Origin of the sequence: Aureimonas phyllosphaerae, assembly GCF_900113065.1 — a bacterium.
In the GTDB taxonomy this organism is placed as follows: domain Bacteria; phylum Pseudomonadota; class Alphaproteobacteria; order Rhizobiales; family Rhizobiaceae; genus Aureimonas; species Aureimonas phyllosphaerae.
Genome location: NZ_FOOA01000001.1, coordinates 520,551 through 545,028 on the forward strand (window position 1 = coordinate 520,551; position 24,478 = coordinate 545,028).

22 protein-coding genes and 1 pseudogene are annotated in these 24,478 nt (G+C 68.4%); 13 read left to right on the forward strand and 10 right to left on the reverse strand.

The window, feature by feature from the left end:
* The first annotated feature begins 3 nt into the window (after nt 1-3).
* Genes BM175_RS02550 through BM175_RS02580 form a run of 7 tightly spaced genes read left to right on the forward strand, consistent with a single transcriptional unit; the run spans nt 4 to nt 7,250 of the window.
* The gene (locus BM175_RS02550; RefSeq protein ID WP_090958724.1) at nt 4-996 is read left to right on the forward strand and encodes an ABC transporter ATP-binding protein; all 993 of its coding nucleotides are present in this window, start codon (nt 4-6) and stop codon (nt 994-996) included.
* Complete coding sequence (locus BM175_RS02555; RefSeq protein ID WP_090958726.1) at nt 993-2,009, forward strand: ABC transporter ATP-binding protein; 1,017 nt, start codon at nt 993-995, stop codon at nt 2,007-2,009. The genes BM175_RS02550 and BM175_RS02555 overlap by 4 nt, the downstream gene beginning before the upstream one ends.
* Nucleotides 2,006-3,427 (forward strand): ABC transporter substrate-binding protein, encoded by a 1,422-nt coding sequence (locus BM175_RS02560; RefSeq protein ID WP_090958729.1) that lies wholly within the window; start codon nt 2,006-2,008, stop codon nt 3,425-3,427. Before BM175_RS02555 ends, BM175_RS02560 begins: the two co-directional genes overlap by 4 nt.
* On the forward strand, nt 3,420-4,883 hold the full coding sequence (locus tag BM175_RS02565; RefSeq protein WP_090958731.1) for an amidohydrolase family protein: 1,464 nt from the start codon (nt 3,420-3,422) through the stop codon (nt 4,881-4,883). The genes BM175_RS02560 and BM175_RS02565 overlap by 8 nt, the downstream gene beginning before the upstream one ends.
* Nucleotides 4,880-5,560: an aspartate/glutamate racemase family protein gene (locus BM175_RS02570; RefSeq protein WP_090958734.1), complete on the forward strand. Its 681-nt coding sequence runs from the start codon at nt 4,880-4,882 to the stop codon at nt 5,558-5,560. Before BM175_RS02565 ends, BM175_RS02570 begins: the two co-directional genes overlap by 4 nt.
* Nucleotides 5,557-6,480, forward strand: a complete 924-nt coding sequence (locus BM175_RS02575; RefSeq protein WP_175526730.1) for a dihydrodipicolinate synthase family protein — start codon at nt 5,557-5,559, stop codon at nt 6,478-6,480. The genes BM175_RS02570 and BM175_RS02575 overlap by 4 nt, the downstream gene beginning before the upstream one ends.
* A complete protein-coding gene (locus tag BM175_RS02580; protein ID WP_090958739.1) occupies nt 6,480-7,250 on the forward strand; it encodes an SDR family oxidoreductase in 771 nt (256 codons plus the stop codon). Before BM175_RS02575 ends, BM175_RS02580 begins: the two co-directional genes overlap by 1 nt.
* 8 nt (nt 7,251-7,258) lie before the next feature.
* Here BM175_RS02580 and hydA read toward each other — a convergent pair whose 3' ends face one another.
* The 5 genes from hydA to BM175_RS02605 form a co-directional block, all read right to left on the reverse strand.
* Nucleotides 7,259-8,659 carry a dihydropyrimidinase gene (hydA, locus tag BM175_RS02585; RefSeq protein WP_090958742.1) on the reverse strand — a complete coding sequence of 467 codons (1,401 nt, stop codon included), beginning with the start codon at nt 8,657-8,659 and terminating at the stop codon, nt 7,259-7,261.
* A complete protein-coding gene (locus BM175_RS02590) occupies nt 8,656-9,873 on the reverse strand; it encodes a cysteine desulfurase-like protein (protein WP_090958745.1) in 1,218 nt (405 codons plus the stop codon). The genes hydA and BM175_RS02590 overlap by 4 nt, the downstream gene beginning before the upstream one ends.
* Before the next feature lie 47 nt (nt 9,874-9,920).
* Complete coding sequence (locus BM175_RS02595) at nt 9,921-10,673, reverse strand: amino acid ABC transporter ATP-binding protein (RefSeq protein WP_090958748.1); 753 nt, start codon at nt 10,671-10,673, stop codon at nt 9,921-9,923.
* A 1-nt stretch (nt 10,674) separates the two neighbouring features.
* Nucleotides 10,675-11,349 carry an amino acid ABC transporter permease gene (locus BM175_RS02600; RefSeq protein ID WP_090958751.1) on the reverse strand — a complete coding sequence of 225 codons (675 nt, stop codon included), beginning with the start codon at nt 11,347-11,349 and terminating at the stop codon, nt 10,675-10,677.
* 75 nt (nt 11,350-11,424) lie between these two features.
* A complete protein-coding gene (locus BM175_RS02605; protein WP_090958754.1) occupies nt 11,425-12,210 on the reverse strand; it encodes a transporter substrate-binding domain-containing protein in 786 nt (261 codons plus the stop codon).
* Nucleotides 12,211-12,413: 203 nt separating this feature from the next.
* Here BM175_RS02605 and BM175_RS02610 point away from each other — a divergent pair, with 203 nt between their 5' ends.
* Entirely contained in the window at nt 12,414-12,782 is a 369-nt protein-coding gene (locus BM175_RS02610) for a nuclear transport factor 2 family protein (protein WP_244545841.1), read from the forward strand.
* Nucleotides 12,783-12,787: 5 nt separating this feature from the next.
* Here the strand turns inward: BM175_RS02610 and BM175_RS02615 are convergent, their stop codons facing one another.
* Both BM175_RS02615 and BM175_RS02620 read right to left on the reverse strand, forming a co-directional pair.
* Nucleotides 12,788-13,543 carry a GntR family transcriptional regulator gene (locus BM175_RS02615; RefSeq protein ID WP_244545831.1) on the reverse strand — a complete coding sequence of 252 codons (756 nt, stop codon included), beginning with the start codon at nt 13,541-13,543 and terminating at the stop codon, nt 12,788-12,790.
* A 145-nt stretch (nt 13,544-13,688) separates the two neighbouring features.
* Complete coding sequence (locus tag BM175_RS02620; protein ID WP_090958763.1) at nt 13,689-16,157, reverse strand: PAS domain-containing hybrid sensor histidine kinase/response regulator; 2,469 nt, start codon at nt 16,155-16,157, stop codon at nt 13,689-13,691.
* Nucleotides 16,158-16,632: 475 nt separating this feature from the next.
* Here BM175_RS02620 and BM175_RS22320 point away from each other — a divergent pair, with 475 nt between their 5' ends.
* From BM175_RS22320 to BM175_RS22950, 5 genes and pseudogenes are all read left to right on the forward strand, one after another.
* Nucleotides 16,633-16,797, forward strand: a complete 165-nt coding sequence (locus BM175_RS22320; protein ID WP_175526731.1) for a hypothetical protein — start codon at nt 16,633-16,635, stop codon at nt 16,795-16,797.
* A gap of 114 nt (nt 16,798-16,911) precedes the next feature.
* Nucleotides 16,912-18,414, forward strand: a complete 1,503-nt coding sequence (locus tag BM175_RS02625; protein WP_090959169.1) for a helix-turn-helix transcriptional regulator — start codon at nt 16,912-16,914, stop codon at nt 18,412-18,414.
* A gap of 190 nt (nt 18,415-18,604) precedes the next feature.
* Nucleotides 18,605-19,334 (forward strand): annotated as a pseudogene (gene aqpZ / locus BM175_RS02630) (aquaporin Z).
* Between the two features lie 170 nt (nt 19,335-19,504).
* Nucleotides 19,505-19,690 (forward strand): CsbD family protein, encoded by a 186-nt coding sequence (locus BM175_RS02635; protein ID WP_090958766.1) that lies wholly within the window; start codon nt 19,505-19,507, stop codon nt 19,688-19,690.
* A gap of 73 nt (nt 19,691-19,763) precedes the next feature.
* Nucleotides 19,764-20,165 carry a DUF2934 domain-containing protein gene (locus BM175_RS22950; RefSeq protein ID WP_090959172.1) on the forward strand — a complete coding sequence of 134 codons (402 nt, stop codon included), beginning with the start codon at nt 19,764-19,766 and terminating at the stop codon, nt 20,163-20,165.
* A gap of 17 nt (nt 20,166-20,182) precedes the next feature.
* Here the strand turns inward: BM175_RS22950 and BM175_RS02645 are convergent, their stop codons facing one another.
* From BM175_RS02645 to BM175_RS02655, 3 genes are read right to left on the reverse strand one after another with little or no spacing between them, the layout of a single operon-like run.
* Nucleotides 20,183-22,450: a xanthine dehydrogenase family protein molybdopterin-binding subunit gene (locus BM175_RS02645; RefSeq protein WP_090958768.1), complete on the reverse strand. Its 2,268-nt coding sequence runs from the start codon at nt 22,448-22,450 to the stop codon at nt 20,183-20,185.
* On the reverse strand, nt 22,450-22,944 hold the full coding sequence (locus BM175_RS02650) for a (2Fe-2S)-binding protein (protein ID WP_090958773.1): 495 nt from the start codon (nt 22,942-22,944) through the stop codon (nt 22,450-22,452). Before BM175_RS02650 ends, BM175_RS02645 begins: the two co-directional genes overlap by 1 nt.
* Complete coding sequence (locus tag BM175_RS02655; RefSeq protein WP_090958776.1) at nt 22,938-24,344, reverse strand: c-type cytochrome; 1,407 nt, start codon at nt 24,342-24,344, stop codon at nt 22,938-22,940. The genes BM175_RS02650 and BM175_RS02655 overlap by 7 nt, the downstream gene beginning before the upstream one ends.
* Nucleotides 24,345-24,478 lie beyond the last annotated feature (134 nt).

A 24,478-nucleotide genomic window follows, 5' to 3' on the forward strand; every position in this document is an offset into this window, starting at 1 on the left:
GTCATGCACTCCCCACCCCAGCCTCTCCTGTCGGTGCGCGACCTGCGTACTTGGTTCCACACGTTCGCCGGCACCGTGAAGGCGGTGAACGGGGTCAGCTTCGACCTCGCCGCCGGCGAGATCATGGGTCTCGTCGGAGAGTCGGGCGGCGGCAAGTCCGTCGTCGGCTTTTCGCTGCTCGGCCTGATCGATCCGCCGGGACGGATCGAGGGCGGCGAGATCCTGTTTGGCGGCGAAGACCTCGCCAAGGCGTCGGAGAAGCGCCTGCGGCAGATCCGCGGGCGCGAGATCGCGATGATCTTCCAGGATCCGATGACCTCGCTCAACCCGGTCCAGACGATCGGCCGGCAGATGGACGAGATGCTGCGCCTTCATACCGATCTCGACAAGGCGGCGCGCCGCGCCCGCTGCATCGAGATGCTGGAGGCCAACGGCATCTCGCGCGCCGCCGAGCGGCTGGACAGCTACCCCCACCAGTTCTCCGGCGGCATGCGCCAGCGCGTCGTCATCGCCATCGCACTCCTCGCCAAGCCGCGCCTCATCATCGCCGACGAGCCGACGACCGCGCTCGACGTGACGATCCAGGCGCAGATCCTGCGGCTCATGCGCCGCGAGATCCGCGATCAGGGCGCCTCGCTGATCCTCGTGACCCACGATCTCGCGGTGGTCGCCGAAATGGTCGACAAGGTGACGGTGCTCTATTGCGGCCGGGTGGTCGAGACCGGTCCGGTCCGCCAGATCCTCGAAGCACCCGCGCATCCCTATACGCGCGGGCTGATCGACTCGATCCCCGATCCCGACCATCGACAGCCGCGATTGCGCCAGATCCCCGGCACCGTGCCCGACGTGCGCCACCTGCCGAAAGGCTGCGCCTTCCGCGCCCGCTGCCCGCGCGCGCAGGCGCTGTGCGCGAGCGTCGAGCCTGAGCTGACACCGCAGCCCGGCGGGGGCCTTGCGGCCTGTCATTTTCCCCTGTCGGCCGGAGGCACGGCATGACGACGATGCTCGACGTCTCCAGCCTGCGCCAGGAGTTCAGCCTCAATCCCGGCCTCCTCGAGCGCATCAGCCTGAAGGGCGGGCGGGTCCGGCTGGAGGACCGGGTCGTGAAGGCCGTCAACGGCGTCAGCTTCCAGATCGCCAAGGGCGAGGTGCTGGCGCTCGTCGGGGAGTCCGGCTGCGGAAAATCGACGCTCGCCAAGGCGGTGGCGCGCATCTACGAGCCGACGGCGGGCGCGATCCGGCTCGACGGCCAGGACATCGCCGCCCTGCCCCAGTCGGCGCTGCTGCCGCACCGCTCCAAGATGCAGATGATCTTCCAGGATCCCTTCGCCTCGCTCAATCCGCGGCAGAAGGTGCGCGACATCGTGGCCGAACCGCTGCGCGCCCAAGACTCACTGCCGCCGCGCGAGGTCACCGAGCGCGTCGCGACGCTCCTGTCCAAGGTCGGGCTCAACGCCGAGCACGCCGGGCGCTACCCGCATCAGTTCTCCGGCGGTCAGCGCCAGCGGATCGGCATCGCGCGGGCGCTCTCGGTCAATCCCGGCCTTATCATTGCCGACGAGCCGGTGTCGGCCCTCGACGTCTCGGTTCAGGCGCAGATCCTCAACCTGATGATGGATCTGCGCGACGAGTTCGCGCTCGCCTACCTCTTCATCAGCCACGATCTCTCCGTGGTGCACCACATCGCCGCCCGGATCGGCGTCATGTATCTTGGCTTCCTCGTCGAGTTGGCCCCGCGCGATACGCTGTTCCACAGCCCCCGTCACCCCTACACGCGCGCCCTCCTCTCGGCGGCGCCGAGCATCGATCCGACGCGCGCGAAGGCGGAAATCCCGCTGACGGGCGAAGTGCCGAGCGCCCTGTCCCTTCCCGAGGGCTGCTGCTTCCGCACCCGGTGCCCGCTCGCCTTCGACCGCTGCAGAACCGAGCGCCCCGCCATGCGCGAGGTCGGCGGCGGCCAGTCCGTCGCCTGCCACCTGACCGACGAGCCACAGAGGGACCACGCATGACGCCGCCCGTCACCATCCTCCAGCGGCGGTCCGATCTCGTCGATCCGCACGACTGTACCGACGCCGCGGACGACCTGTCGATCCTATCGGCGATCTGCGAGACGCTGGTCCGGCGCGGCGACGACGGCTTCAAACCGGGCTTGGCCGAGCGCTGGTCTGTCGAGCCGGATGCCCGCCGCTGGCGCTTCCGGATCCGCGACGGCGCATCGTTCCACGACGGCAGCCGATGCGATGCGCGGGCCGTCGCGCAGTCGCTCCACCGCATGGCGCGCGAGGACAAGGGCTATACGCTCGGCGCTCCGGCCGTCTGGCGTCAGTATCTCGGGCAGGCCACGATCGCGGGCGACGGGCTCGACCTCTCGATCGATCTCGCCGAGCCGATGGCCGACCTTCTCGACGTCCTCGTCCAGGGCTTCATCGCCTCGCCGGACTGCCTCCCAACGATGGATGCGGGCGACATGGCGGCCGTCGCCGGGACCGGCCCCTACCGCGTCGAGACGGTGCGCGACGGATCGGTGCGGTTGCAGCCGGCCGCGGATGCGAGTCTGCCGCCGCTCGTGTTTCAGGCGATGCCGGATGCGGAAGCCCGCGCCGCGGCGCTTCGCGAGGGCCAAGCCGACGTCGCGACCAACCTCCCGTTCGCCGCCGATCTCGGAGCCGCTACGACGCGGGTCGAGACGCTCAATCCCGTCGCGATCATCTTCCTGATGAACGCCGCCCGCGGGCCGTTGCGGGACGTCCGCCTACGCCGCGCCTTGTCGCTCGCGCTCGACCGCGACGCGCTGGTGCGCGACGTGATGGACGGCGGCGCGACGCCGCTCCACGGCTTCGTGAGCCCCGTTCATTTCGGAGCCGGACACGAGGCCGCGCCCGCGCGCGATCCGGCGGCCGCGCGGGCGCTGCTCGGGCAAGCCGGCCATGGCGAAGGGCTGACGCTCACGGTCTCCTGCCCGACGCGACTGCCGGACGAGGCGGTCCGGCTGACGGCGGCGCTCGGGGCGCAACTGGCCGAAATCGGCGTCACCCTCGAAGTTACCTATCACGAGGATCGCGAAGCCTACGCGCATCAGGTGCGGCGCAAGGAGATCGGCGATCTCGCCGTGTTCGATTCCAGCCCGCTCTCGACCTACCGCGTCCTTGTCGAGAAGCTCGACGCCCGCGTCGAAGGGTCCTGGTGGGAGGGCTACCACAACGCGGAGGTCGAAGACCTGATCGACCGGGGACGCCGCTCGACGGACGACGCGGCGCGCGCGGCGATCTATCGACTGGCCTATCGCGTTTTGCAGGACGATCCCGCCTGGCTGACGCTCTACAACCCGATCCGCGTCACCGGCCTTCGGGGCCATCATCCCGGCTTCGCCCTGCCGAAGGACGCGGTGCTCGACGTCACGCGCCTGCCGCAGGTGACCCATGGTTGATCTCGTCGTTTCCGGCGCCTACGTCATCACGATGGATGGCACACGCCGCGTCATTCCCGATGGCGCCGTCGCCATCGCGGCCGGACGTATCGTCGCCGTCGGGTCCAGCGCCGAGATCGAGGCCACCCATCCCGGCGCCCCGTCGCTCGACGCCGCCGGCAAGGTAATGATGCCGGGCCTCATCGACGTCCACGCCCATGCCGGGCACGGCCTGATCAAGACCATGGGCATGGAGGACGGTGACCGGTGGGAGCGGATCTGCGGCGAGGTCTACACGCAGGCCTCGCCGCCGGAATTCTGGTACGCGGAGGCGCGGCTCGCCGCAATGGAGCGGCTGCGCTTCGGCGTCACCTGCGGCGTCTCCCTGCTCGGCGGCGGCGACACGATCATGCGGACGGACGATCCCGCCTACGGCGCGGCCCATTGCGAGGGCGTGGCGGCGATCGGCACGCGCTCGGTGGTGGCCGTCGGCCCGACCCGCGCGCCGCATCCCCGAACCTACGCCAGCCGCGACGCAGACGACCGCGCCGCGCCCTACCCCGTCGATTTCGAACGGCAGATGGAGAGCTGCCGGACCCTGATCCGGGACTGGCACGGACGCGGGACGGTGAACCTCGCACTCCTCTATTCCGTCCTGCGAGACGAGCACGAGACGACGATGCCGGCCGCCGACTATGCGGAGGCCGTGCGACAGGCGAAGAGCGTGCGGGCGGCCTCGCGCGAGCTCGGCGTCCTCTTCACGCAGGACGGGCACTGGCGCGGCTCGATCCGCCGTGCGGCCGCGCTCGGCCTCCTCGGTCCCGATGCGCTTCTCTCGCACTGCATCGACATCGACCGGGACGAGATTGCGCTCAGCGCCGAGACCGGAACGCGGATCGCCCACAATCCGAGCGCCATCGCCTCGATCCTCGGCCGCTGCCCGGCGATCGAGCTGATGGAGGCCGGGACGGTCGTCGCGATCGGCTCGGATGCGACGGCGCCCGACCGCTCCGCCGACATGTTCCGCCACGTCCAGCAGGCCATGCACTACCATCGCCGGCACTTTTGCGACCCGTCCGTGCTGCCGCCGGGCAAGGCGCTCGAAATGGTGACGATCGACGCCGCGGAGGCGCTCGGGATGGCCGACACGATCGGCTCGCTCGAGGTCGGCAAGGCGGCGGATCTCATCCTGATCGACATGCAGCGCCCGCACCTCTACCCCGTCAACATGGAGCCCTTCCGCGTCGCCTACTTCGCCAACGGCAACGACGTCGACACCGTGCTGGTCGGCGGCGAGATCCTGCTGCAGGGCGGGCGGCCGGTGCGGACCGACATGGCCGGCGTCCTGGCCGACGCGCAACGCGAGGCCGAGCGCATGATCGCGCGGATCGGCGCCGAGGACATGCTGGGCCTGCCTGACGGCTTCTGGAGCCGGGCGCGCTATCCCGAAACGCAAGCGGAGGGCGATCGCCCGTGACCATCTTCGTCGTCAACCCGAACTCCAGCGACGTGGTGACGGCCGGCATCGACCGGGCGATGGAGCCGCTGCGAGCCGTCAGCCCCGCGCCGATCGCCGCGATCCAGCTCGACGAGGGGCCGAAAGGCATCGAGACCCAAGCCCATGTCGACGGCGTCGTCGGCCCGCTCCTGAAGCGCGCGGCGGCTTTGGAGAACGAAGCCTCCGCCTTCGTCGTCGCCTGCTTCTCAGATCCCGGCTTAGCCGCGCTGCGTGAGCAGAGCCGTCGTCCGGTGCTTGGCATCGCCGAAAGCGCGATCCTCACCGCGATGTCGGTCGGCCAGCGGTTCGGCGTCCTGTCGATCCTACAGCGATCGGTGCCCCGACACATGCGCATGTTCGGCGCGATGGGCGTCATGGACCGGCTCGCCGCCGACCTGCCCCTCGAACTCGGCGTCGCGGACCTTGCCGACGAGACGCGGACCTTCGGGCGTCTTCAGGAGGTCGGGCGAACCTTGAGCGACGCGCACGGTGCCGACGTCCTGATCCTCGGCTGCGCCGGGATGACCCGCTTTCGTGCCGCGTTGGAAGACGCGCTCGAGCGACCCGTCATCGAACCCTGCCAGGCCGCGGCCGCCATGGCCATCGGCCGCGTGGCGCTGGCCCGCGCCCAACAGAACCAAGGAGACAACCGGTGATGCGACTGAACGAGAGCGCAAAGGGCGTCTACGTCATTGCCGTGACGCCGTTCCAGAGCGACGGGGCGCTGGACCTCGAGAGCACCGATCGGATGGTGGACTTCTACCTCGATTGCGGCGCGACGGGCCTCACCGTGCTCGGCATGATGGGCGAGGCGCAGAAGCTGACGATCGAGGAATCGCAAACGATCGTCCGGCGCATCCTCGCCCGCGTCGCCGGCCGCGTGCCGGTGGTGGTCGGCGTGTCGGCGGCGGGCTTCGCGCAGATGGCGGCCTTGACGACGATGGTGATGGACGACGGGGCAGCCGGCGTGATGATCGCCCCGCCGGGCGCCCTGCGCACCGACGACCAGATCGTGACCTACTACCATCAGGCCGCCGAGTTCATCGGCGACGTGCCGTTCGTGCTGCAGGACTTCCCGCTCGTCACCAACGTGCAGATGTCGGTGCCGGTGATCCGCCGGATCGTTCGCGACCTGCCGACCTGCGTTTGCCTCAAGCACGAGGATTGGCCGGGGCTCGACAAGATCACGGCGCTGCGGGCCGAGGGCTCGCTCGACCGGCGCATCTCGATCCTGTGCGGCAACGGCGGCATGTTCCTGCACGAGGAGATGGGGCGCGGGGCGGATGGCGCCATGACAGGTTTCGCCTATCCCGAAATGATGGTCGACGTCGTCCGTCACAGGCAAGCCGGCGAGATCGAGCGTGCGCACGACCTCTTCGACGCCTATCTGCCGCTCGCTCGCTTCGAGCAGCAGCCGGGCGTCGGGCTGGCGGTGCGCAAATACGTGATGGCGCGCCGCGGCATCATCGCGAATGCCGCGCTGCGCCGGCCCGGCGGCACCCTCACACCGCAGACGGTGGCCGACATCGAGCGGCTCATCGCCCGGCAGGACAAGCGACTGAAGGAACTGAACTGATGGATCTGGGAATCAAGGGCCGCCGCGCGCTGGTCATGGGCGCGAGCCGCGGCCTCGGCCGCGCGATCGCCGAAGGGCTGCTCACTGAGGGCGTCGCCGTCACCGCGGTCGCCCGCGATGCGGCGGCGATCGAGGCCTGGGGTGGTGGCAGGACGGGCCTGACGGCCGTCTCGGCGGACCTTTCGGACATCGCGGCGATCGACGCGCTCGCCGAGCGGCTGCTGGCCGAGGGTGGCGTCGATATCCTCGTCAACAATTCCGGTGGTCCTCCCCCCGGCCCCGCGGCGGGGATGGCGCGCGGCGACTGGCTCCGCCAGTTCGAGACGATGGCCGCCAACCTCTTCCACCTCACCGGCCGCCTGCTGCCGCCGATGCGCGAGCGCGGCTTCGGCCGCATCGTCACGGTCGCCTCTTCAGGCGTCGAACAGCCGATCCCGAATCTGGCCCTGTCCAACGGCATCCGCGCCGCCGTTCTCGGCTGGTCGAAGACGCTGGCGGCCGAGGTGGCGGGCGACGGCGTGACCGTCAATGTGGTGCTGCCGGGCCGGATCGAGACGACGCGGCTCGCCGAACTCGACGCCGCCAACGCGGCCCGCTCCGGTTCGAGCGTCGAGGCGGTGCAGAAGGCCTCGATCGCCGCGATCCCCGCCGGGCGCTACGGCCGCCCCGAGGAGTTCGCGGCGGCTGTGGTGTTCCTCGCCTCGATGCAGGCGTCCTATGTCACGGGCACCAAGCTGCGCGTCGACGGCGGGGCGACCCGTGCCGTCTGACGCGGTGCTCAGACCTTGGGCAGGGCACGGGCGCGGTAGCGCCCGTCGCCCTTCGTCCCAGTCAGTTCGCCGTCCTGCACCATGACCTTGCCGCCGAGCACGACCGTGGTCGGCCAGCCCTGGATCTCGATCCCTTCATAGGGGCTGTAGTCGGCCCCGTCGTGAAGGTCGGCATGGCGGATGGTGCGCCGCGCCTCCGGATCCCAGATCGCGATGTCGGCGTCCATGCCGACCGCGACGCGCCCCTTGCGCTCGAGGCCGTAGACCTTGGCATGGTTCGTGGCCGTCAGCGCCACGAAGCGCGAAAGGTCGATCCGGCCCTTCATCACCCCTTCCGAAAAGAGGATCGGCAGGCGCGTCTCGACGCCGGGGATGCCGTTCGGGATGTGTCGGAAGCTCATCTTGCCTTTCGGGTTCAGCTTGCCGGCGGGGTCGTCGTAGCGGAACGGGCAGTGGTCGGATGAGAAAATGTCGAAGACGCCTGTCTCCAGCCCGCGCCAGCAATCCTCCTGGCTGGCCGCGTCGCGCGGCGGCGGCGAGCAGACGAACTTCGCGCCTTCCCAGTCCATGCCCTCGAGGTCGTCGGCGGTGAGCATGAGATATTGCGGGCAGGTCTCGCCGATCACCTTGCGCCCGCGCGCGCGCGCCGCGCGGATCTCGTCGATCGCCGGCCCGTTGGAGACGTGGACGATGACCACCGGCACGTCCACCACCTCGGCGAGCGACAGGGCGCGGTGCGTCGCCTCGCGCTCCACCACGATCGGCCGCGTCGTGGCGTGCGCGCGCGGCGCGACGTCGCCATCGGCCTCGTGCCGGCCGATGAGGTAGCGGATCGCGTCCTCGTTCTCGCAGTGAACCATGACGAGCGCCCCGGTGCGACGGGCGACGTCCATCGTCTCCAGAATCTGCGCATCGTTCAGGCGCAGGCCCTCGTAGGTCATGAAGACCTTGAACGAGGTGTAGCCGTCGGCGACCAGCGCCGGCAGTTCCTGGCCGAGGACCGACGCGGTCGGGTCCGAGATGATCATGTGGAAGGAGTGGTCGGTGTAGCAGTTGCCCTCTGCCAGCGCGTGGTAGGCCGTCAGCGCCTCGCGCAGCGACTGGCCCTTCTCCTGCAGGCAGAAGGGCAGAACCGTCGTGTTGCCGCCGAACAGCGCCGAGCGCGTGCCGCTCTCGAAGTCGTCGGCCATGACGATCCCCTCGCCCGACGGCTGCGAGAGGTGGACATGGCTGTCAATGCCGCCCGGCAGCACGAAGCGGCCGCGCGCGTCGATCTCCTCAGCGCCCGCCGGCAGCGTCTCGCCGATCTGGACGATCCGCCCGTCGCGGATGCCGACGTCGGCGAGGAAGGTGTCGGAGGCGGTTGCAACGGTGCCCCCCCTGATCACGAGGTCGAAGGCGGCGCTCAAAGGGCCGGCTCCAGCGCCGCGATCAGGCGATCGACCTCGTCCAGCGTGTTGTAGTGGATCATGGAGACGCGAACGACGCCGTCGGTCTTCGTCAGGCCGTGCTCCTCGACGATGCGCTTGGCGTAGAAGTCGCCGTAGCGGATGCCGATCCTGGCCTTGTCCACCGCTTCCACAATCTCGCGCGAGCTTTGCTCACCCGCCGTGAAGGAAACGGTCGAAACGCGATCCTCGATCGCCGACGAGCTGCGGCCGATGATGCGCACCGAGTTGCGGCTGCGGAGAAAGTCCATCAGGCGTTCGGTGATCACCCGCTCCTGCTCGGCGATCGCGGCAAAGCCCGCCTCGATCGCGCCGCGCCCCTCGCCAGCCCCGGCGCGGCGGCCGAGATCCTCGACATAGTCGACGGCGCCGATCGAGCCCCAGGCGCATTCGTAGTTGATGTTACCGGGCTCCAGCTTGTGGGGCACGCGGCTCTTGTCGAAGAAGTAGTGGTAGATGTTGTCGAGCGCGAGCAGCTTCTCCCGCTTGCCGAACATCACCGCGTGGTGCGGCCCGAACACCTTGTAGACGCTGAAGATGTAGTAGTCGGCGTCGAGCGCCTTCACGTCGATCGCGCGGTGCGGCGCGTATGCGACCGCATCGACGCAGAGTTCGGCGCCGCCGGCATGCGCGATGTCGGCGATCTCGCGGATCGGATTGATCGTGCCCAGGATGTTCGAGGCGTGGGTGACGCAAACGAGCTTGGTGCGCTCGTTCATCAGCCCCTTGAGGTCCTCGAGGTCGAGCTCGTAGGTCTCTGGATCGCAACGCCACCAGCGGATCTTGATGCCGCGCGCCTCGTGGCGGAGCCAGGGGCCGATATTGGCCTCGTGGTCGGTATTGGTGAGGATGATCTCGTCGCCCGGCTCGAGGCGCCCCGTCATCGCCTCCGACAGGAAGCGGATCAGGATCGTGGTCGAGGCCCCTTCGACGATCTCGCCCGGATCGCAGTTCATGAAACGGGCGAAGGCCTCGCGCGACTGCGAGACACGAGCCGTCGAGACGCGGCTCGGCTCGTAGCTCGCGCCGGTCTGGACGTTGGTCGTGAGGAGATAGTCGGACACGCGCTCGGCGACGGTGCGCAGCACCTGGCTGCCGCCGGCGTTGTCCATGAAGGTCCACTCGCCCTGGAGCGCCGGAAACTGGGCGCGGACGAAATCGAGATCGAGGGTCATGCTGCCTGGCCTTGCTGGCGCGTCCACCCCGCGCCTGTCTGGTGGAATCAGTGGTTGAGCACCGCGTCGAGGAAGGCGCGGGCGCGTTCGTTGCGGGTCGAGGAGAAGAACACGTCGGGCGTCGAGACCTCCCGGATCTCGCCGTCCTCCATGAAGACGATGCGGTCGGCGACCTGCCGGGCGAAGCCCATCTCGTGGGTCACGAGAACGAGCGTGACGCCGGAATGGGCAAGACCCTTGATGACGTCGAGCACCTCGCCGACCATTTCGGGGTCGAGCGCCGAGGTCGGCTCGTCGAAGAGTAGGATGCGGGGCTCCATGGCGAGCGCGCGCGCGATACCGACGCGCTGCTGCTGGCCGCCGGAGAGCTGGGTCGGGAACTTCTCGGCCTGCGCGCCGATGCCGACGCGGGTCAAAAGCGTCCTCGCCTTGGCGCGGCTCTCGTCCCAGCTCAGCTTCTTCACCCGCACCGGGCCGAGCGCCACGTTGTCGAGCACCGAAAGGTTCGGGAAGAGGTTGAAGGCCTGGAACACCATGCCGGTCTGCTGGCGGACCTTCAGGAGGTTGCGCCCCCGCTCGACGCGCACGCCGCCGACGAACACGTCGCCCGCGTCGTATTCCTCGAGATGATTGATGCAGCGGATCAGCGTCGACTTGCCGGAACCCGACGGCCCCAGAAGCACCACGACCTCGCCGGCTGCGACATCGAGGTCGACGCCCTTCAAGGCGGTGAAATGGCCGTAGCGCTTCTGGACGCCGCGCATGTGGATGATCGGCTCGGCGGACGGTGTCGGGGCCATGTCAGCGGGCCTCCCGGCTGGAATAGCGAGTCTCGAAGCGGGCGACGAGGCGCACCAGCGGCAGAAGCAGAACGAGATAGAGAAGCGCCGCGCCGATCAGCGGCGTCGGGTTGGCCGCCAGCGCCTGCGCCTGCGTCGCCTGCTTCAGAAGGTCCGGCAGCGCGACCACCGAGGCGAGCGCCGTGTCCTTCATGACGTTGATGGAATTGTTGGTGAGCGGCGGGATCACGATCCGCACGGCCTGCGGCAGTATCACGTCGCGCATCACGTCGAAGGCGTTGAGGCCAATCGACTGGGCCGCCTCGAACTGGCCGCGCGGGATCGCCTCGATGCCGGCACGGTAGATCTCGGCCGTGTAGGCCGCCGAGACCGTCGTCAGGGCGAGGCATGCGGAGGCGAAGGGCGACAGGCGGATGCCGATGAAGGGAAAGGCGTAATAGACGATCACCAGCCACACGAGGACGGGCAGCGCCCGGAACACGTCGATATAGGCGATAGACAGCCAGCGGAGCGGGCGCGGCGCATAGAGGCGCACCAGCGCCAGTGCCAGGCCCCCGACGAGGCCGAGGATGATCGAGAGTCCGCCGAGCAGGATCGTGCGCCAGAGCCCCTGGAGAAGCTGGGGCATCGAGCGCCAGAGGACGTCGACGTTGAAGAAGGTTGTGACGATGTCCATGCCGAGCCCTGCGACGGGGTGGGGCGGATGCGGTGCCGGTCGCGCCGCATCCGCAGATCGGTCGAACGGGGCCCGTTAGAGCTTGGGCGCTTCAAGGACCTTTGTCGTCGAGGTCGATGCGTCCGGCTTGGAGCCGAACCACTTCTCGTGAATCTGGGCGAGGAAGCCGTCGTTCTTCATCTCGGTGATCGCCTTGGTGGCCTCGGCTACGAGCGGCGAGTCCTTCGCGAACATGATCGAATACTGCTCACCGGTCGGGATGCGCTCGACGACGGCATATTGCGGCTTGTCCTTGATGTAGTAGGCGACCGCGGGAATGTCGGAGATGTAGCCGTCGATGCGGCCGGCTGCGAGGTCGAGCATGGCGGGCGCGAGGCCTTCGAAGCGGCGGATCTCGGAGAGGCCGAGGTCCTTCTCGTGCTGCGTGGCGTAGATGTCGCCGGTGGAACCCGTGTCGACGCCGACGACCTTGCCCTTCAGGCCCGACAGGCCGGCAATCCCGGAGTCCTTCAGGACCGAGAGCGACTGGTCGCTGTCGTAGTAGGGCTGTGCGAAGGAGACCGATTCCAGTCGCTTCTTGGTGATGGTGATCGAGGAGATCGCGGCATCGATGCGGCCCGACTGCACGGCGGAGAAGAGCCCATTGAAGGGAATGTTCTCGAAGGTGACGTCGTCGTAGCCCATGCGCTTGGCAGCTTCGCGCACCAGATCGACCTCGAAGCCGACGGTCTCGGACTTCTCGTCCTGAAACTCCCAGGGGACGTTGCCGATGTTGGCGCCGACGGTCAGCGACTTGGCGCTGGCGGGCGCGGCGAAGGCCAGGAGGGCGGCTGCCAGGGCGGCCAGTTTGAAGCGGGTCATGTCGGCTCCTTCGAGACTGGATCAGGGTTGAGGCGTCGGCGCATGGACGCATCGCCGGGCCTTGCGCAAAATTTGTTCAGCGCCCCGCATTGCACTCCATTGGTCAATGGTATGGACTGCATGGAGTTTTGAAAAGAGGAAAAAACGGGATGGATGCGAAATTGCATACAGGTTCTTCGGCAGGGGCTCAGGGCGACGCCGACATGGTGCGCGAGTACCTGGAAGCCTCCATGGTCCCGGATCCGGACCGGGCGGCCACCTTCATGGCGCCGGGCTGCGTCATCACCTTCACCGGCGGACGCGTCTTCGATCACCCGAGCGGGCCGACCGCCGTCAACGCCGGGCGCTACAAGTGGGTGAAGAAGCGGATGGAGCGGTTCGACGTAGCACCGGGCCCGGACGCGACCGTCGTCTATTCGATCGGCAAGCTCTACGGGGAATGGCCCGACGGCACGCCCTTCGACGACAATCGTTACGTCGATCGCTTCGAGGTCGTCGATGGACGGATCACGCGAATGGACGTCTGGAACGACAGCGCCGAGTGGATCCTCGACCCCTCGCTCCGGCGCTGAACGGCTCAGCCGTCAGCGGACTGCTTGCGGCGGCGTCGTGGCGCGGTCGGCTCGAGCTGCGCGTAAGGGGCCAGAATATCCATGAGATCGCCGCGCGCTTCCGGCGCCTTGAGGAGCGCGCGTTGCGCCACCTGGTCGAGGTGGTGCGCCATCAATTCGCCTGCCCTCGCCTCGTTGCCGCTCTCCAGCGCCTTCAGCACCTCGCGATGCTCGGACACAGCGCACTCCGATGAATGCGGGCGGCCGAAGGTCGCGAGCGACAGGCAGGAGCGGTAGGCGGTCTCGCGCACGTAGCGCGACAGGGTCGGCCGCCCCGTCATCTCGGCGAGGCGCACGTGGAACTCGGTGGCCAGCCGCAGCGACGCCGCCGCCGAGCCGCCCTTCGCGCCCTCCTCGGCATCGACATGCGCGGAAAGCTCGGCGATCTGCCGCTGCGTCAGCCGTCCGGCGAGGCGGCGAACCACCAGCCGTTCCAGCTCAATGCGGATGTCGAACTCGTCGCGCGCGTCCTCGAAGGACGGCGTCGCCACCACCGCGATCCGGTTGCGCCGCAACTCCACGAGCCCTTCGGAGGCGAGTTGTCCGAGCGCATGCCGCGCCAGCGTGCGGCTGACCCCGAAGCGCTCGCCGAGCTGATCTTCCGGGAGCTTGTCGCCGGGCGCCAGAGCCTGCTCCAGGATCGCGCGCCGGATGGCGCGACAGATCACCGATGCGCGGTCGCTCGCCGCCCCGTCGTCACTCGCCGGCAATTCCCCTGTCACGCAGCGCTCTCTTTCAAAGTTCCTGGCATCGACCTACCACCGCGCACCGATGCGGAGAAGATCGGCCGCGCCTCAACAGGCGGTGATCCCTCACCCCAACTGCATGCAGGATGATGCATCGACTGCATGCGCAAGCGCAAGCCCGTCAGCCGCGCAGCAGGCGGTGAAGCTGCGTTGCCAGTTGGCTTTGGTTGTAGGGCTTGCCGAGGCGCGGCAGATCGAGGCGCTCGTCGGCCGGCATTTCCGCGTTGCCGGTCGCAAGGAGGATCGGCAGGCGGGGGTAGCTGCCGCGTGCGGCCCGGGCAAGCTCGGCCCCGTTCATGCGAGGCATCGCATAGTCGGTGATCATCAGGTCAAAGGGACCGTCCTGCGCCAGGATCTCCAGCGCTTCGGCGCCGGAGGCGGCTTCCAGCACGTCGTGGCCGAGGTCGCGCAGCATGTCGACCGTGCTCATGGAGACGAGCATGTCGTCGTCGACCACCAGAATACGCGCGGGCGGCAGCTCGCCGGGCTCGACGATGATCGGCTCCGCCGCGGCAACGACGATAGGCGCCGCGTCCCTGCTCGCTCTCGGCAGCCAGAGTTCGGCGCGCGTGCCCTCCCCCACGACGCTCGACAGTCGCAGCGTTCCCTGCAGCTGGCTTGCCAGTCCGTGGATCATCGACAGACCGAGCCCGGTGCCCTTGCCGACGCCCTTGGTGGAGAAGAACGGCTCGGTCGCCTTCTTCAGCGTCTCGTCGTCCATGCCCTGGCCCGTGTCGGTCATCACCACGCGAACGTAGTCGCCCGGCACCAGATCGCCGTCGCCTGCCGCATGGTCGATTTCGAGCGTGAGCTGCCCACCGTTCGGCATGGCGTCGCGTGCGTTGACCGCAAGGTTCAGGATCGCGAGTTCCATCTGGTTGGCGTCGACAAGGGCGATCGGCGCTTCCGCCGGATGCGAGATGGCGAGCTCGATGCCGCTACCGATCGACTGCTCGAGAAGATCGACCATGCCGTTGACGATCTCAGACAGGTCGCGCGGCTCCACCGACAGGTCCTGGCGGCGCGCAAAGGCGAGAAGGCGCTGCGTCAGGGCGGTCCCACGCTGCGCGCCGAGGACGGCACCATCGATCAGCCGGGCGGTACGCGGATCGGCGGGCAGGTGCTTGCGCAGAAGCTCGAGGTTGCCGAGGATTGCCATCAGAAGGTTGTTGAAGTCGTGGGCGACGCCACCGGTCAGCTGGCCGATCGCCTCCAGCTTCTGGCTCTGGCGCAGCGCGCTCTGCGCCTCGATCAGTTCCGCCTCCCGCCGCAGGCGGTCGGTCACGTCGGTGACGAACTGGTAGCAACCGATGAGCGCTCCTTCGGCGTCGTGGAGCGGACGGAAGGTGACCTCGTAGTAGGGCCGTGCTCGTTCCGGATCGCCGAATTCCTCGATGAAAGTCACGGGCTCGCCGCCGAGGCCCCGCGCCCATCCCGCGCGCACCTCGGCCTGCTGTTCCGGACGGTCGGCCAGATGGGCGAGAATGTTATCGCCCGCCTTCGGCCGGAGGCCGAACACGCGCTCGAACTCGTCGGCATTGGCGGCGTTGATCGCGAGGATGTTGTAGTCGAGATCGACCGCCATCACCATGACGTCGGTATGCTCGACGATGGCACCCAGGAGATTGCGCTCGGCCGTTCGCTCGGCCACCCGCTCTTCGAGATTTGCGTTCAGCTCGCGCAAGCCCTCTTCGGCGAGCCGTCGGTCGTGGATGTCGACCGATGCGCCGAACCAGCGCGTGACCTCGCCGGTGTGTCGGTCGCGGTACGAGTGCGCGCGGTCGAGGAACCACCGATACTCGCCCGCAGCGGACAGGATCCGATGCTCGGAGAAGTGGGCTTCGTCGTTGTCACGCGCCTTCTGGAAGGCCGCCACGACATGCGGCGCGTCGTCGGAATGGATGAAGGCACCGGCGATCTCGCCCGGCGACATCGAGCGAAAGCCCGCGCCGGTGTATTCTGAGAATTGCCGACTGAGGAACTCCATCTGCCCGTTCGCATCCGCGATCCAGATGATCTGCGGAACCGTGTCCACCATTAGGCGGAACTCGGCTTCGCTGTCCTTCAGCACCGTCTCGGCCGCGTCCCGCTGCCGCTCGGCGAGGACACGATCCGTCACGTCCGTCACGACGCAGAGGATACCGGCTGGTGCCTCGTCCTCGCCCGCGACCGGCGAACAGCCGAGGTCCACGAAGACCTGCCGTACCGCACCGTCGCGGCGGAACGTCAGTTCGCGCGCGTGATCGGTCAGCGCCTTGCCGCCGAGCACACCCGCCATCGTTTCGGCGTCGAGCCCGAGCGCGTCGAGCCCGGCATCGCGGACACTCGCGCCGAGAAGATCAGGATGCCGATCCCCGACGAGGATGGAGAAGGCATCGTTGTAGAGGCACAGACCCTCAGGTCCCCAGAGGAGGACCATCGGAACGGGCGAGCGCAGCACGATGGACAGCGAGGTCCGAAGGGCCGGGGTCCATGCCGCGGCGTCGGCCAGTGCCGTGGCCCGCCAGTCGTGCGAAGCGATCAGGGTTCCGCAAGCGCCGCCGGTCTCGGCGAGCTTCTGCAGAAAGGCCTTTTCGACGACAGCAGGCAAAATCGATCCTCATCCCGGCACAGAATCGCCTGTGCCTTTCGTTTCCTGTCTAAGACCTGCCGGCCGATCCGTCATGATCAACCTGCATCAGTCACCTGCAAGAGTGCGCAAAAACAGCCCTTCAACGACCAGAAAAGGAGCTTCAACGCTCTCTGCGAACCCATCTGAGGTTCGTTGCCGCCGCCAACCGGAGCCTCCGAACCGTTCGCCCCTGCGGCCAAGATCGCTCCGACTGCATCAGCCGGCCTGATGCGGTCGCCTCTAGCGTGGCAACGGCCCGAGGCTACCTGAGGGCCGCGGTCACCGCACGGTGCGCTGATCGTGAGCGACCGGAACGACGCCCGCCCGAGGGCCGAGCGTCCGGCGCCCGGCCGCCCGAAAGCGGACGCCCAGGAGATCGGGGCTCATGACATCCATTCCCTCCCCCGAGCGCAAGCAAGCGGTTTACGCTGGAGCCCAAGCGGCACGGGACGGCATGCATCGAAGCGAGAACCCGCATCCGGTCGAAAGCGAGACCTGGAGCAACTGGATGGACGGCTTCGATCATCAGACCGCTTGGCTCCTGAACGGCCGTGGCACCTACGATCCGTTCGCGGCCGACGCATCCTCGCCGCACGAGGCTTCGCACCCCTTCGATTGACGGCGCCTGCGTGCCACCGCGCCCCTTGCCCGAAAGCTCCCGTCGCACAACCTTTTCCTGTCGATGCAAAGGCCGACGCGACCCGGCTTCCTGCCCCCCGAGATGGAACCCTTCATGAGTCCCCCCTCCAGCGGACAACGTATCGAACGTCAGCAGCTCCAGCAGATCATCGCCGGCCTGACCGAGGGCGTGATCCTGATCGATCCCGATCAGACGATCGCCTGGGCGAATACCGCGGCCCTGTCGATGCACGGGGCGCGTGAATTGGCCGATCTCGGACGGACCGTGGACGAATATCGCGAGCGCTTCCAGCTGCGCTACCGCAACCATCACGCCCTCGACGACGGCACCTATCCGGCGGACCGCGTGGTCGCGGGTGAGCTGTTCACCGACGTCATGGTCGAGGTCGCGCGCCACGGCGAGACGGAGCCCGAATGGGTCCACCGCGTGCGCAGCCTCGTCCTCAACGACGCGAATGGCGACCCGGACTGCCTCGTCCTGATCATCACCGACGCAACGGACGAGATGCAGGCGGTCGAGCGCTTCGAGCGCGCCTTCAACGCCAACCCCGCCCCCGCCCTGATCTGCCGCATCAGCGATCTCCGGTTCATCCGCGTGAACCAGGGCTTCCTCGACATGACGGGCTATACGCGCCAGGCCATTATCGGCCGGTCGGTCTACGACCTCGACGTGATGTCGGGCGCGGATCGGCGCGAGCTCGGCAAGGCACGCCTGTCGGAATGGGCGACGGTGCCGCAGATGGAAGCGTCGCTGCCGTTGCCGGAAGGCGAGACCAAGCTCGTGATCGTCGCCGGACAGCCGATCGAGATCGGCGACGAGCGCTGCATGCTGTTCACATTTGCCGACCTTGAGCCACGGCGAAAGGCGGAGTCGGCGCTGCGCAACAGCGAGGAGAAGTTCGCCAAGACCTTCCGCCTCGCCCCGGTGCCGATGAAGGTCTCGACGCTCGACGGCTTCCGCATCGTCGACGTCAACGAGGCCTTTCTGAAGGAGACGGGCTGGGCGATCGAGGAGGTCGTCGGGCGCAGCGCGGCCGAGATCGAGCTGTGGGACACGGCGACGACGCGCCGCCGCATGGAGAGCGAGCTCGTCGAGACCGGCGGCTTCCGCGGCTACGAGGCGAAGCTGAAGAAGAAGGACGGCTCGACCGCCGACTGCCTCGTCTCGGCGGAGACGATCCGCATCGGCGGCGAAACCTGCGTCCTCGACGTGTTCCAGGATATCACCGCACGCAAGACATCCGAGCTCGAACTCGTGCGGGCGATCGAGGAGGCGCTCGCCGACACCTCCTGGCTCAGCCGGAGCGTGATGGAGAAGCTCGCCGACATGCGCTCGCCGCAGCGGGAGGGCGCCCGGAAACCAAGCAGCGCGGACCTGACCGAAAAGGAGCGGCAGGTGCTTGGGCTGATCTCGCAGGGGCTCGACGACGGCGAGATTGCCAAGCTGCTCTTCCTGTCGCGCAATACGGTTCGCAACCATGTCCAGCGCATCTATGCCAAGACCGGCGTTCACCGCCGGGGCGAGGCGATCGTCTGGGCCCGCGAGCGCGGGATCGTCGGATCCCAGCCGCCGGCCAAGCGTCCCAAGAAGACCTGATCGTCAAAGATCGTTTCGCACGCCAGAAAGTTAGATTCGCATCAGCTGCACTAGTGCAGATGCGACTTATTTGGGTGGCTAATCCTCTAGCTTCGACGGGGAATGAACGCGGCATCAGTCAGGCATCGGCCTGCCGGCGAAACCAACGCCCCACACTGCCCGAAGGCAGGTCAAAGACAGGATGGCATTCATGTTCAGGAAGCTCGCCGCCGAAGCTTTCGGCACCTTCTGGCTCGTTTTCGGAGGGTGCGGAAGCGCCGTTCTTGCCGCAAGCTTCCCGGAGCTCGGCATCGGCTTTACCGGCGTCGCGCTGGCGTTTGGCCTGACGGTTCTCACGATGGCCTACACCGTCGGCGGCATCTCCGGTGGTCATTTCAACCCGGCCGTTTCGCTGGGCCTTGCGGTGTCCGGCCGCTTCTCTTGGAACCAGCTCGGCCCCTACTGGCTGGCGCAGGTGCTTGGCGGCATCCTCGGCGCTATCGTCCTCTATGCGATCGCGACCGGCAAGGCCGACTTCACTGCCGGTGGCTTCGCGTCCAACGGCTATGGGGTGAACTCGCCGGGCGGCTACGGCCTCCGGGTCGGCCTTCCTTATCGAGTTCGTCCTGACCGCCTTCTTCCTCATCATCATCCTCGAATCGACGGCGACCGCCGCGTCCGGCAGCTTCGCGCCGATCGCGATCGGCCTTGGCCTGACGCTGATCCACCTCATCTCGATCCCGGTCACCAACACGTCGGTCAACCCCGCCCGATCGCTGGCCGTCGCCTTCTTCGCCGATACCGGTGCGCTCGGTCAGGTCTGGCTGTTCTGGGTCGCGCCGCTGGCCGGCGCCGTGGCCGGTGCCCTGATCTGGCGCCATATCCTGTCGCCGGGCGAGTCGACGCGCGGCATCGGCGCGGACGACCAGCGCGCGCCCTGATGCGGGTCACGTAACCGGGAAAGCACTGATGCGGACGGCTATCGGGGTCGCCTGCATCAGCCGACCTGATGCCCGTGACACTTGGGGGCGTCGGGTCTTCCCTCCATGTTGAAACCACGGGCGGCGTCGCAGGGCGATGCCGCCCCCAGCCCGAAGCAGAGGAGTGCGGGATGGGAGAGAAGAACGATCAGGCGGCCAAGAAGGAAGCCCTCGGCTCCGTCAAGGAAGCGCTCGGCAAGGTGATCGGAAACGAACGGGTCGAGGCCGAGGGAGCCGCCGAAAAGGCGGTCGGGAAGGCGGAAGGCCGCAAGAAGGACGCCCCGCCGCGCAAGGGCGAAGCGTCCCGCCGGTCGTGATCCGCCCCCAACCGATGCCCGCCGCAAGCCGTATCCCGCGGAAGGCGTGCCCCCTCCCATGGGCGGACCCATCATGCTGAAGCTCTTCCGCAAGGAGGGTGACATCGTCACCCTCTGCGCCGTTCCGGAAGCCTCCGACCTTCCGGATTTCCTCTCGGGTGACGAATGGGTCTTTGCCGGCCAGAGCGCCGACATCGCGGAGAAGCTGGCCGAGCCCGACCGGGCGACCTATCGCGCGGTGCTGTCGGAGACCGGCTTCTACCTCTTCTCGCCCGCACAGACCGCCGACGCGGAGGACGACAGCCATATCGACCTCGAACCGCTCGTGAAGGAGCGGGCCTATTTCCTGTGGGAAGAGGCCGGCTGCCCATTGGGACGCGAGCACGAGTTCTGGGCCGCCGCCTCGCGCGAGATCGAAGCCGACGTCCGGGCGCGGTTCGAGCGCCGCCACGCCGGGCGGCACATCGCTCGCTGAAACCTTAGCGCTTTGCTTCAGACGCCGACGGCCGCGCGGATGCGCTCGCGCGTCAGCGGCAGATCGTAGATCCGGCTGCCGATCGCACGGGCGATCCCGTTGGCAAGCGCAGCGCCGCCGGGCCCCTGGCTGCATTCGCCCGCACCGAGGAACGGGTCGCCCGGACGCGGGATCACCTCGACGTCGATCGAGGCGGGCAGCGCGTCGAAACGCAGGATCGGATAGGTCGACCAGTCCACCGAGGTCACGCGGGTCCGGTCGAAGGTTGCGGCCTCGTAGAGCGTCCAGCTCGCCGACTGCACGATGCCGCCCTGCACCTGGTTGGCGATTCCGTCCGGGTTGACGATCTCGCCGGCATCCACCGCCGTCGAGGCGCGCACCATGCGCACGCGTCCGGTGTCGGGCTCGACCATCACCTCCATCGCCACCGCGCAGTAGGCCGCAAGGTTCTTGTAGCGCGCGAAGGCAAAGCCGTAGCCGTGATGGGCGGGAGGCGTCTCACCGGCCTTCCAGCCGAACATCGCGGCGGTTCGCTCGATCACCGCGCGAGCTCGCTCGTCCTGCATGTGGCGCAGGCGATACTCGACCGGGTCCGCGCCCGCCTTCAGCGCCAGCTCGTCCATCGCGTTCTCGATGGAGAAGACGTTCATGTAGGCGCCGAGGCCGCGCAGCGCCGAGACCCGGAGCGGCATTTCCTCGATGAAGTGCCAGACGACGTCGCGGTTGGGAAAGGCGTAGAGCGGGTTGGAGTTGCGGTCGCCATTGCCCTCCGGCGTGATGCGGACGGTCGGGATCGTGGGCGCGAACGGGCGGTCGAGATACTGCGCGGGCAGAAGGGCTCCGGCCCCGCCGGGCCGCGAGTTGTGGGTGTTGCTCCAGACCTCGTAGGTCCAGTCCTGGATCGTGCCCGACGCATCCGTGCCGGCGCGAACGCGCGTCACCATGCCCGGCGAGAACGGCTCCCAGGCATGCTCCTGCTCGCGCATCCACTGAAGGCGCACCGGGCGGCCGGGCAGGGCCTGCGCGAGAAGCGCGGCATCGGCCGCCGCGTCGTCCGCGCCGTTGTGGCCGTAGCAGCCCGACCCCTCGACATGGATGCAGCGCACCGCCTCGACGCCGACGCCCAGCATCTCGGAGATCGCCTCCTGATCGGGATAGACGCCCTGGGTGTGCGTCCAGACCGTCGTCACGCCGTCCTGGAGGACCGCCAGCGCGCAGGACGGGCCGATCGAGGCGTGCAGCTGGTAGGGGCGCGTGAAGCGGGCCTCGAACGGGGTGAGACCCGCAGTTCCCGTTCGTCCCTCCTCGGCGACCTGCCCATCGGTGACGGGGCGGGACAGGAGGTAGTCGGGTAGCTGCGACGCGTCGGGCAGGTCCTCGCGCTCCTCCCACCGCGCGAGGGTGGAGAGCGTCCACATCGCCTTGATCGCCTGCCATTCGCGCTCGGCGAGGACGCCAAGGAACGAGCCGTTGCGCACGACCTTCAGGACGCCCGGCATCGCCTCGACCGGCGCGCTGTCGACGGAGACGAGGCGCGCGCGCGGGCTCGGCGGGCGCACGACGCGCCCGTGCACCATGCCGTCGGGTCGCATGTCCTGCACATAGGCGGGCGCGCCGGTGACCTTGCCGGGAATGTCGATCCGCGCTCGCGGACGGCCCATCTCGCGAAACTCGACTGTGGGCTTCAGCACCGCGTCCGGACCGGCGCGTCCCTTGATGAGGTCGCCGGACACGAGCTCGCCATAGGAGACGCGGCGTCCGTCCGTGGCGATCACCGCGCCTGCCTCGGCACGAACGGCGTCGGGCGCCACGCCCCAGCGCCGGGCCGCCTCGCCCTTCAGGATCTCGCGCACCTGCGCGCTGACATGCCGGATCGCCCGACCGCTGTCCTGCACGGAATGGCTGCCGGCGGTGAACCCCTCGTTCGGGCTCTCGCTCGTGTCCGGCCCGACCAGCGCGAGGCTCTCGAACGGCATCTCGAGCTCTTCCGCTGCGATCTGGAGGAGCGCGGTACGGATGCCCTGCCCGAGTTCGGCCTTGCCGGTGAAGACGGTGGCGCGCCCGTCGGCGTCGATCCGCAACCAGGATTCAAGGTTCGGATTGGTCTTGAGGCTGCCCGGCAGGTCCGGCGCCGCCTCCTCCACCTCCTGGAAGTTCTGCGTCTCGCTGCCCGGCGAGGTCGTCCCTTGCGCGAAGGCCCCGCGCATCGAGAAGGCGAGGACCAGCGAACCGGTGCCGAGAAGCACGCTACGGCGCGTGAGGCCGTGGGGATCGTGACGGGTCATCAGCCCGCCCTCGCGCCGGTGGTTCCGACGCCTGCAGTGCGCATGCTTTCCGCCGCCCTCCGGATCGCGGCGAGGATGCGCATATGCGTGCCGCAGCGGCAGAGGTTCGGCTCCATGTGGGCGCGGATCGCCTCGTCGGAGGCCTCCGGGTCGCGCTCCAGAAGCGCCTGCGCCCGCATCATCATGCCGGGAATGCAGTAGCCGCACTGTGCGGCCTGCTCGGCGATGAAGGCCGCCTGCATCGGCCCCGGCGCCTCGATCGTTCCGAGGCCCTCGACCGTCGTCACCGACTTGCCTTCCATCACGACCAAGGGAGTGACGCAGGACAGGACCGCCTCGCCCCCCACCATCACCGTACAGGCGCCGCATTGGCCAAGGCCGCAGCCGTATTTCGCCCCGTGCAGCCCGAGTTCGTCGCGCAGGACGTAGAGCAACGGCGTGTCGGGATCGGCCTCGATCTGGTGCTGCGTGCCGTTCACGGTGAGGCTTACCATGTGGGCTCTCGCTTGGAAGGATTGGCTGGTGCGGCGGAGCCGGTGTCGAGCGAGCGCTGGCCGTTCTCGGCCCCGCGCGCCCGCGCCTCGGCGATGAGGTCGGCCGGGTCGTCCCACGGCGGCTTGTCGCTGTACGTGCGGCGCATGTAGGCGAGGAGATCAGCAATCTGGCCGTCGTCGAGCGCGCCGGCATAACCCGGCATGATCGGGCCGCGCTCGCCCTCCGGCGCCGGGATACCGTTGAGGACCACGTTGATCGGATTGGCGGGCGTCGGACCGGAGATCGCGGTGGAATGATCGAGGCGCAGCCCGCCGTAGGGCAGCGGGCGCCCGGCATCGTGGCAGGTCGAGCAGGCGGCGGCATAGATCGCAGCGCCCCGGTCAGCCGAATCGTGCGCGACCGGCACGGTCTGGCTGCCGGCCGAGGGAACCACGGCGCCTGGCGGATGGATCGTCGCCTCGGCCGTCAGCGTCTCGGCGCGCTGACGCCGCTCCGGTGAAGGCTCCCCCATCAGCGAGACGATATAGGTCGCGATGGCGCGGGACTCGGCCTCGGGCAGCGTGCCGAGATTGGCGTTCACCGGCGCCATCGGCCCGCGGGCGATGCCGTGCCGGGCTTCCCAGCCCTGGTGCAGGTAGTGGGTCAGGCTGTCGACGTCCCACGGGATCGGTGCCGGCGAGGCCGCGTTCAGGGCATAGGCCGTCCAGCCTTCGGATTCGCCGCCGGCCAGATGGTCGTCGCCTCGCTTCTCGGCGCCGAGGAGGTTGCGCGGCGAATGGCAGGCGCTGCAGTGGCCGAGACCCTCGGCGAGATAGGCGCCACGGTTCCACACGTCGTCCTTCGCCGGATCGGCTTCGAACGTGCCCTCGCGAAAGAACAGGAGCTTCCAGCCGGCCAGCACCAGGCGCACGTTGAGCGGAAACGGGAGTTCGTTCGGCAGCGGCTCGGCGACCACCGGCTCGCGCGTCATCAGGTAGGCATAGAGCGCGCGGTTGTCGGCGTCCGAGACCAGCGTGAAATGGTCGTAGGGAAAGGCGGGATAGAGGTGTCGCCCCTCCCGGTCGACGCCCACGCGCATCGAGCGCGTGAACGCCGCCTCGCTCCAGCGGCCAATCCCGGTCTCGGGGTCCGGGGTGATGTTGGTCGCATAGATCGTGCCGAAGGGCGTCGGCAGCGGCAGTCCGCCCGCGAAGGGCTTGCCGCCCGGCGCGGTGTGGCAGACCACGCAGTTTCCAACCGCCGCAAGGTCCGCGCCCTGTTTCACGAGCGCGGGCTCGAAGCGCTCCGAGGCGGCACGCTCGACGGGAGCGATCTCGCTCTCCCAGGCATAGGCCGTAAAGCCGGCCGCGCCGAAAACGACGATTGCAAGGAGGCCGAGGCCGGCGTGGCGCAGTTTCATCGGCCGCTCGTTTCATGGCGCCGCCAGATTGGAAGCGCTACAAACGATCAGCTAGCGGGATGCCATCCCCCTCCAAGGCTTCGCGGCGACAGACTGCGTATGCGGCCATTCAATAGAAGGCGAGGAACGCCCCG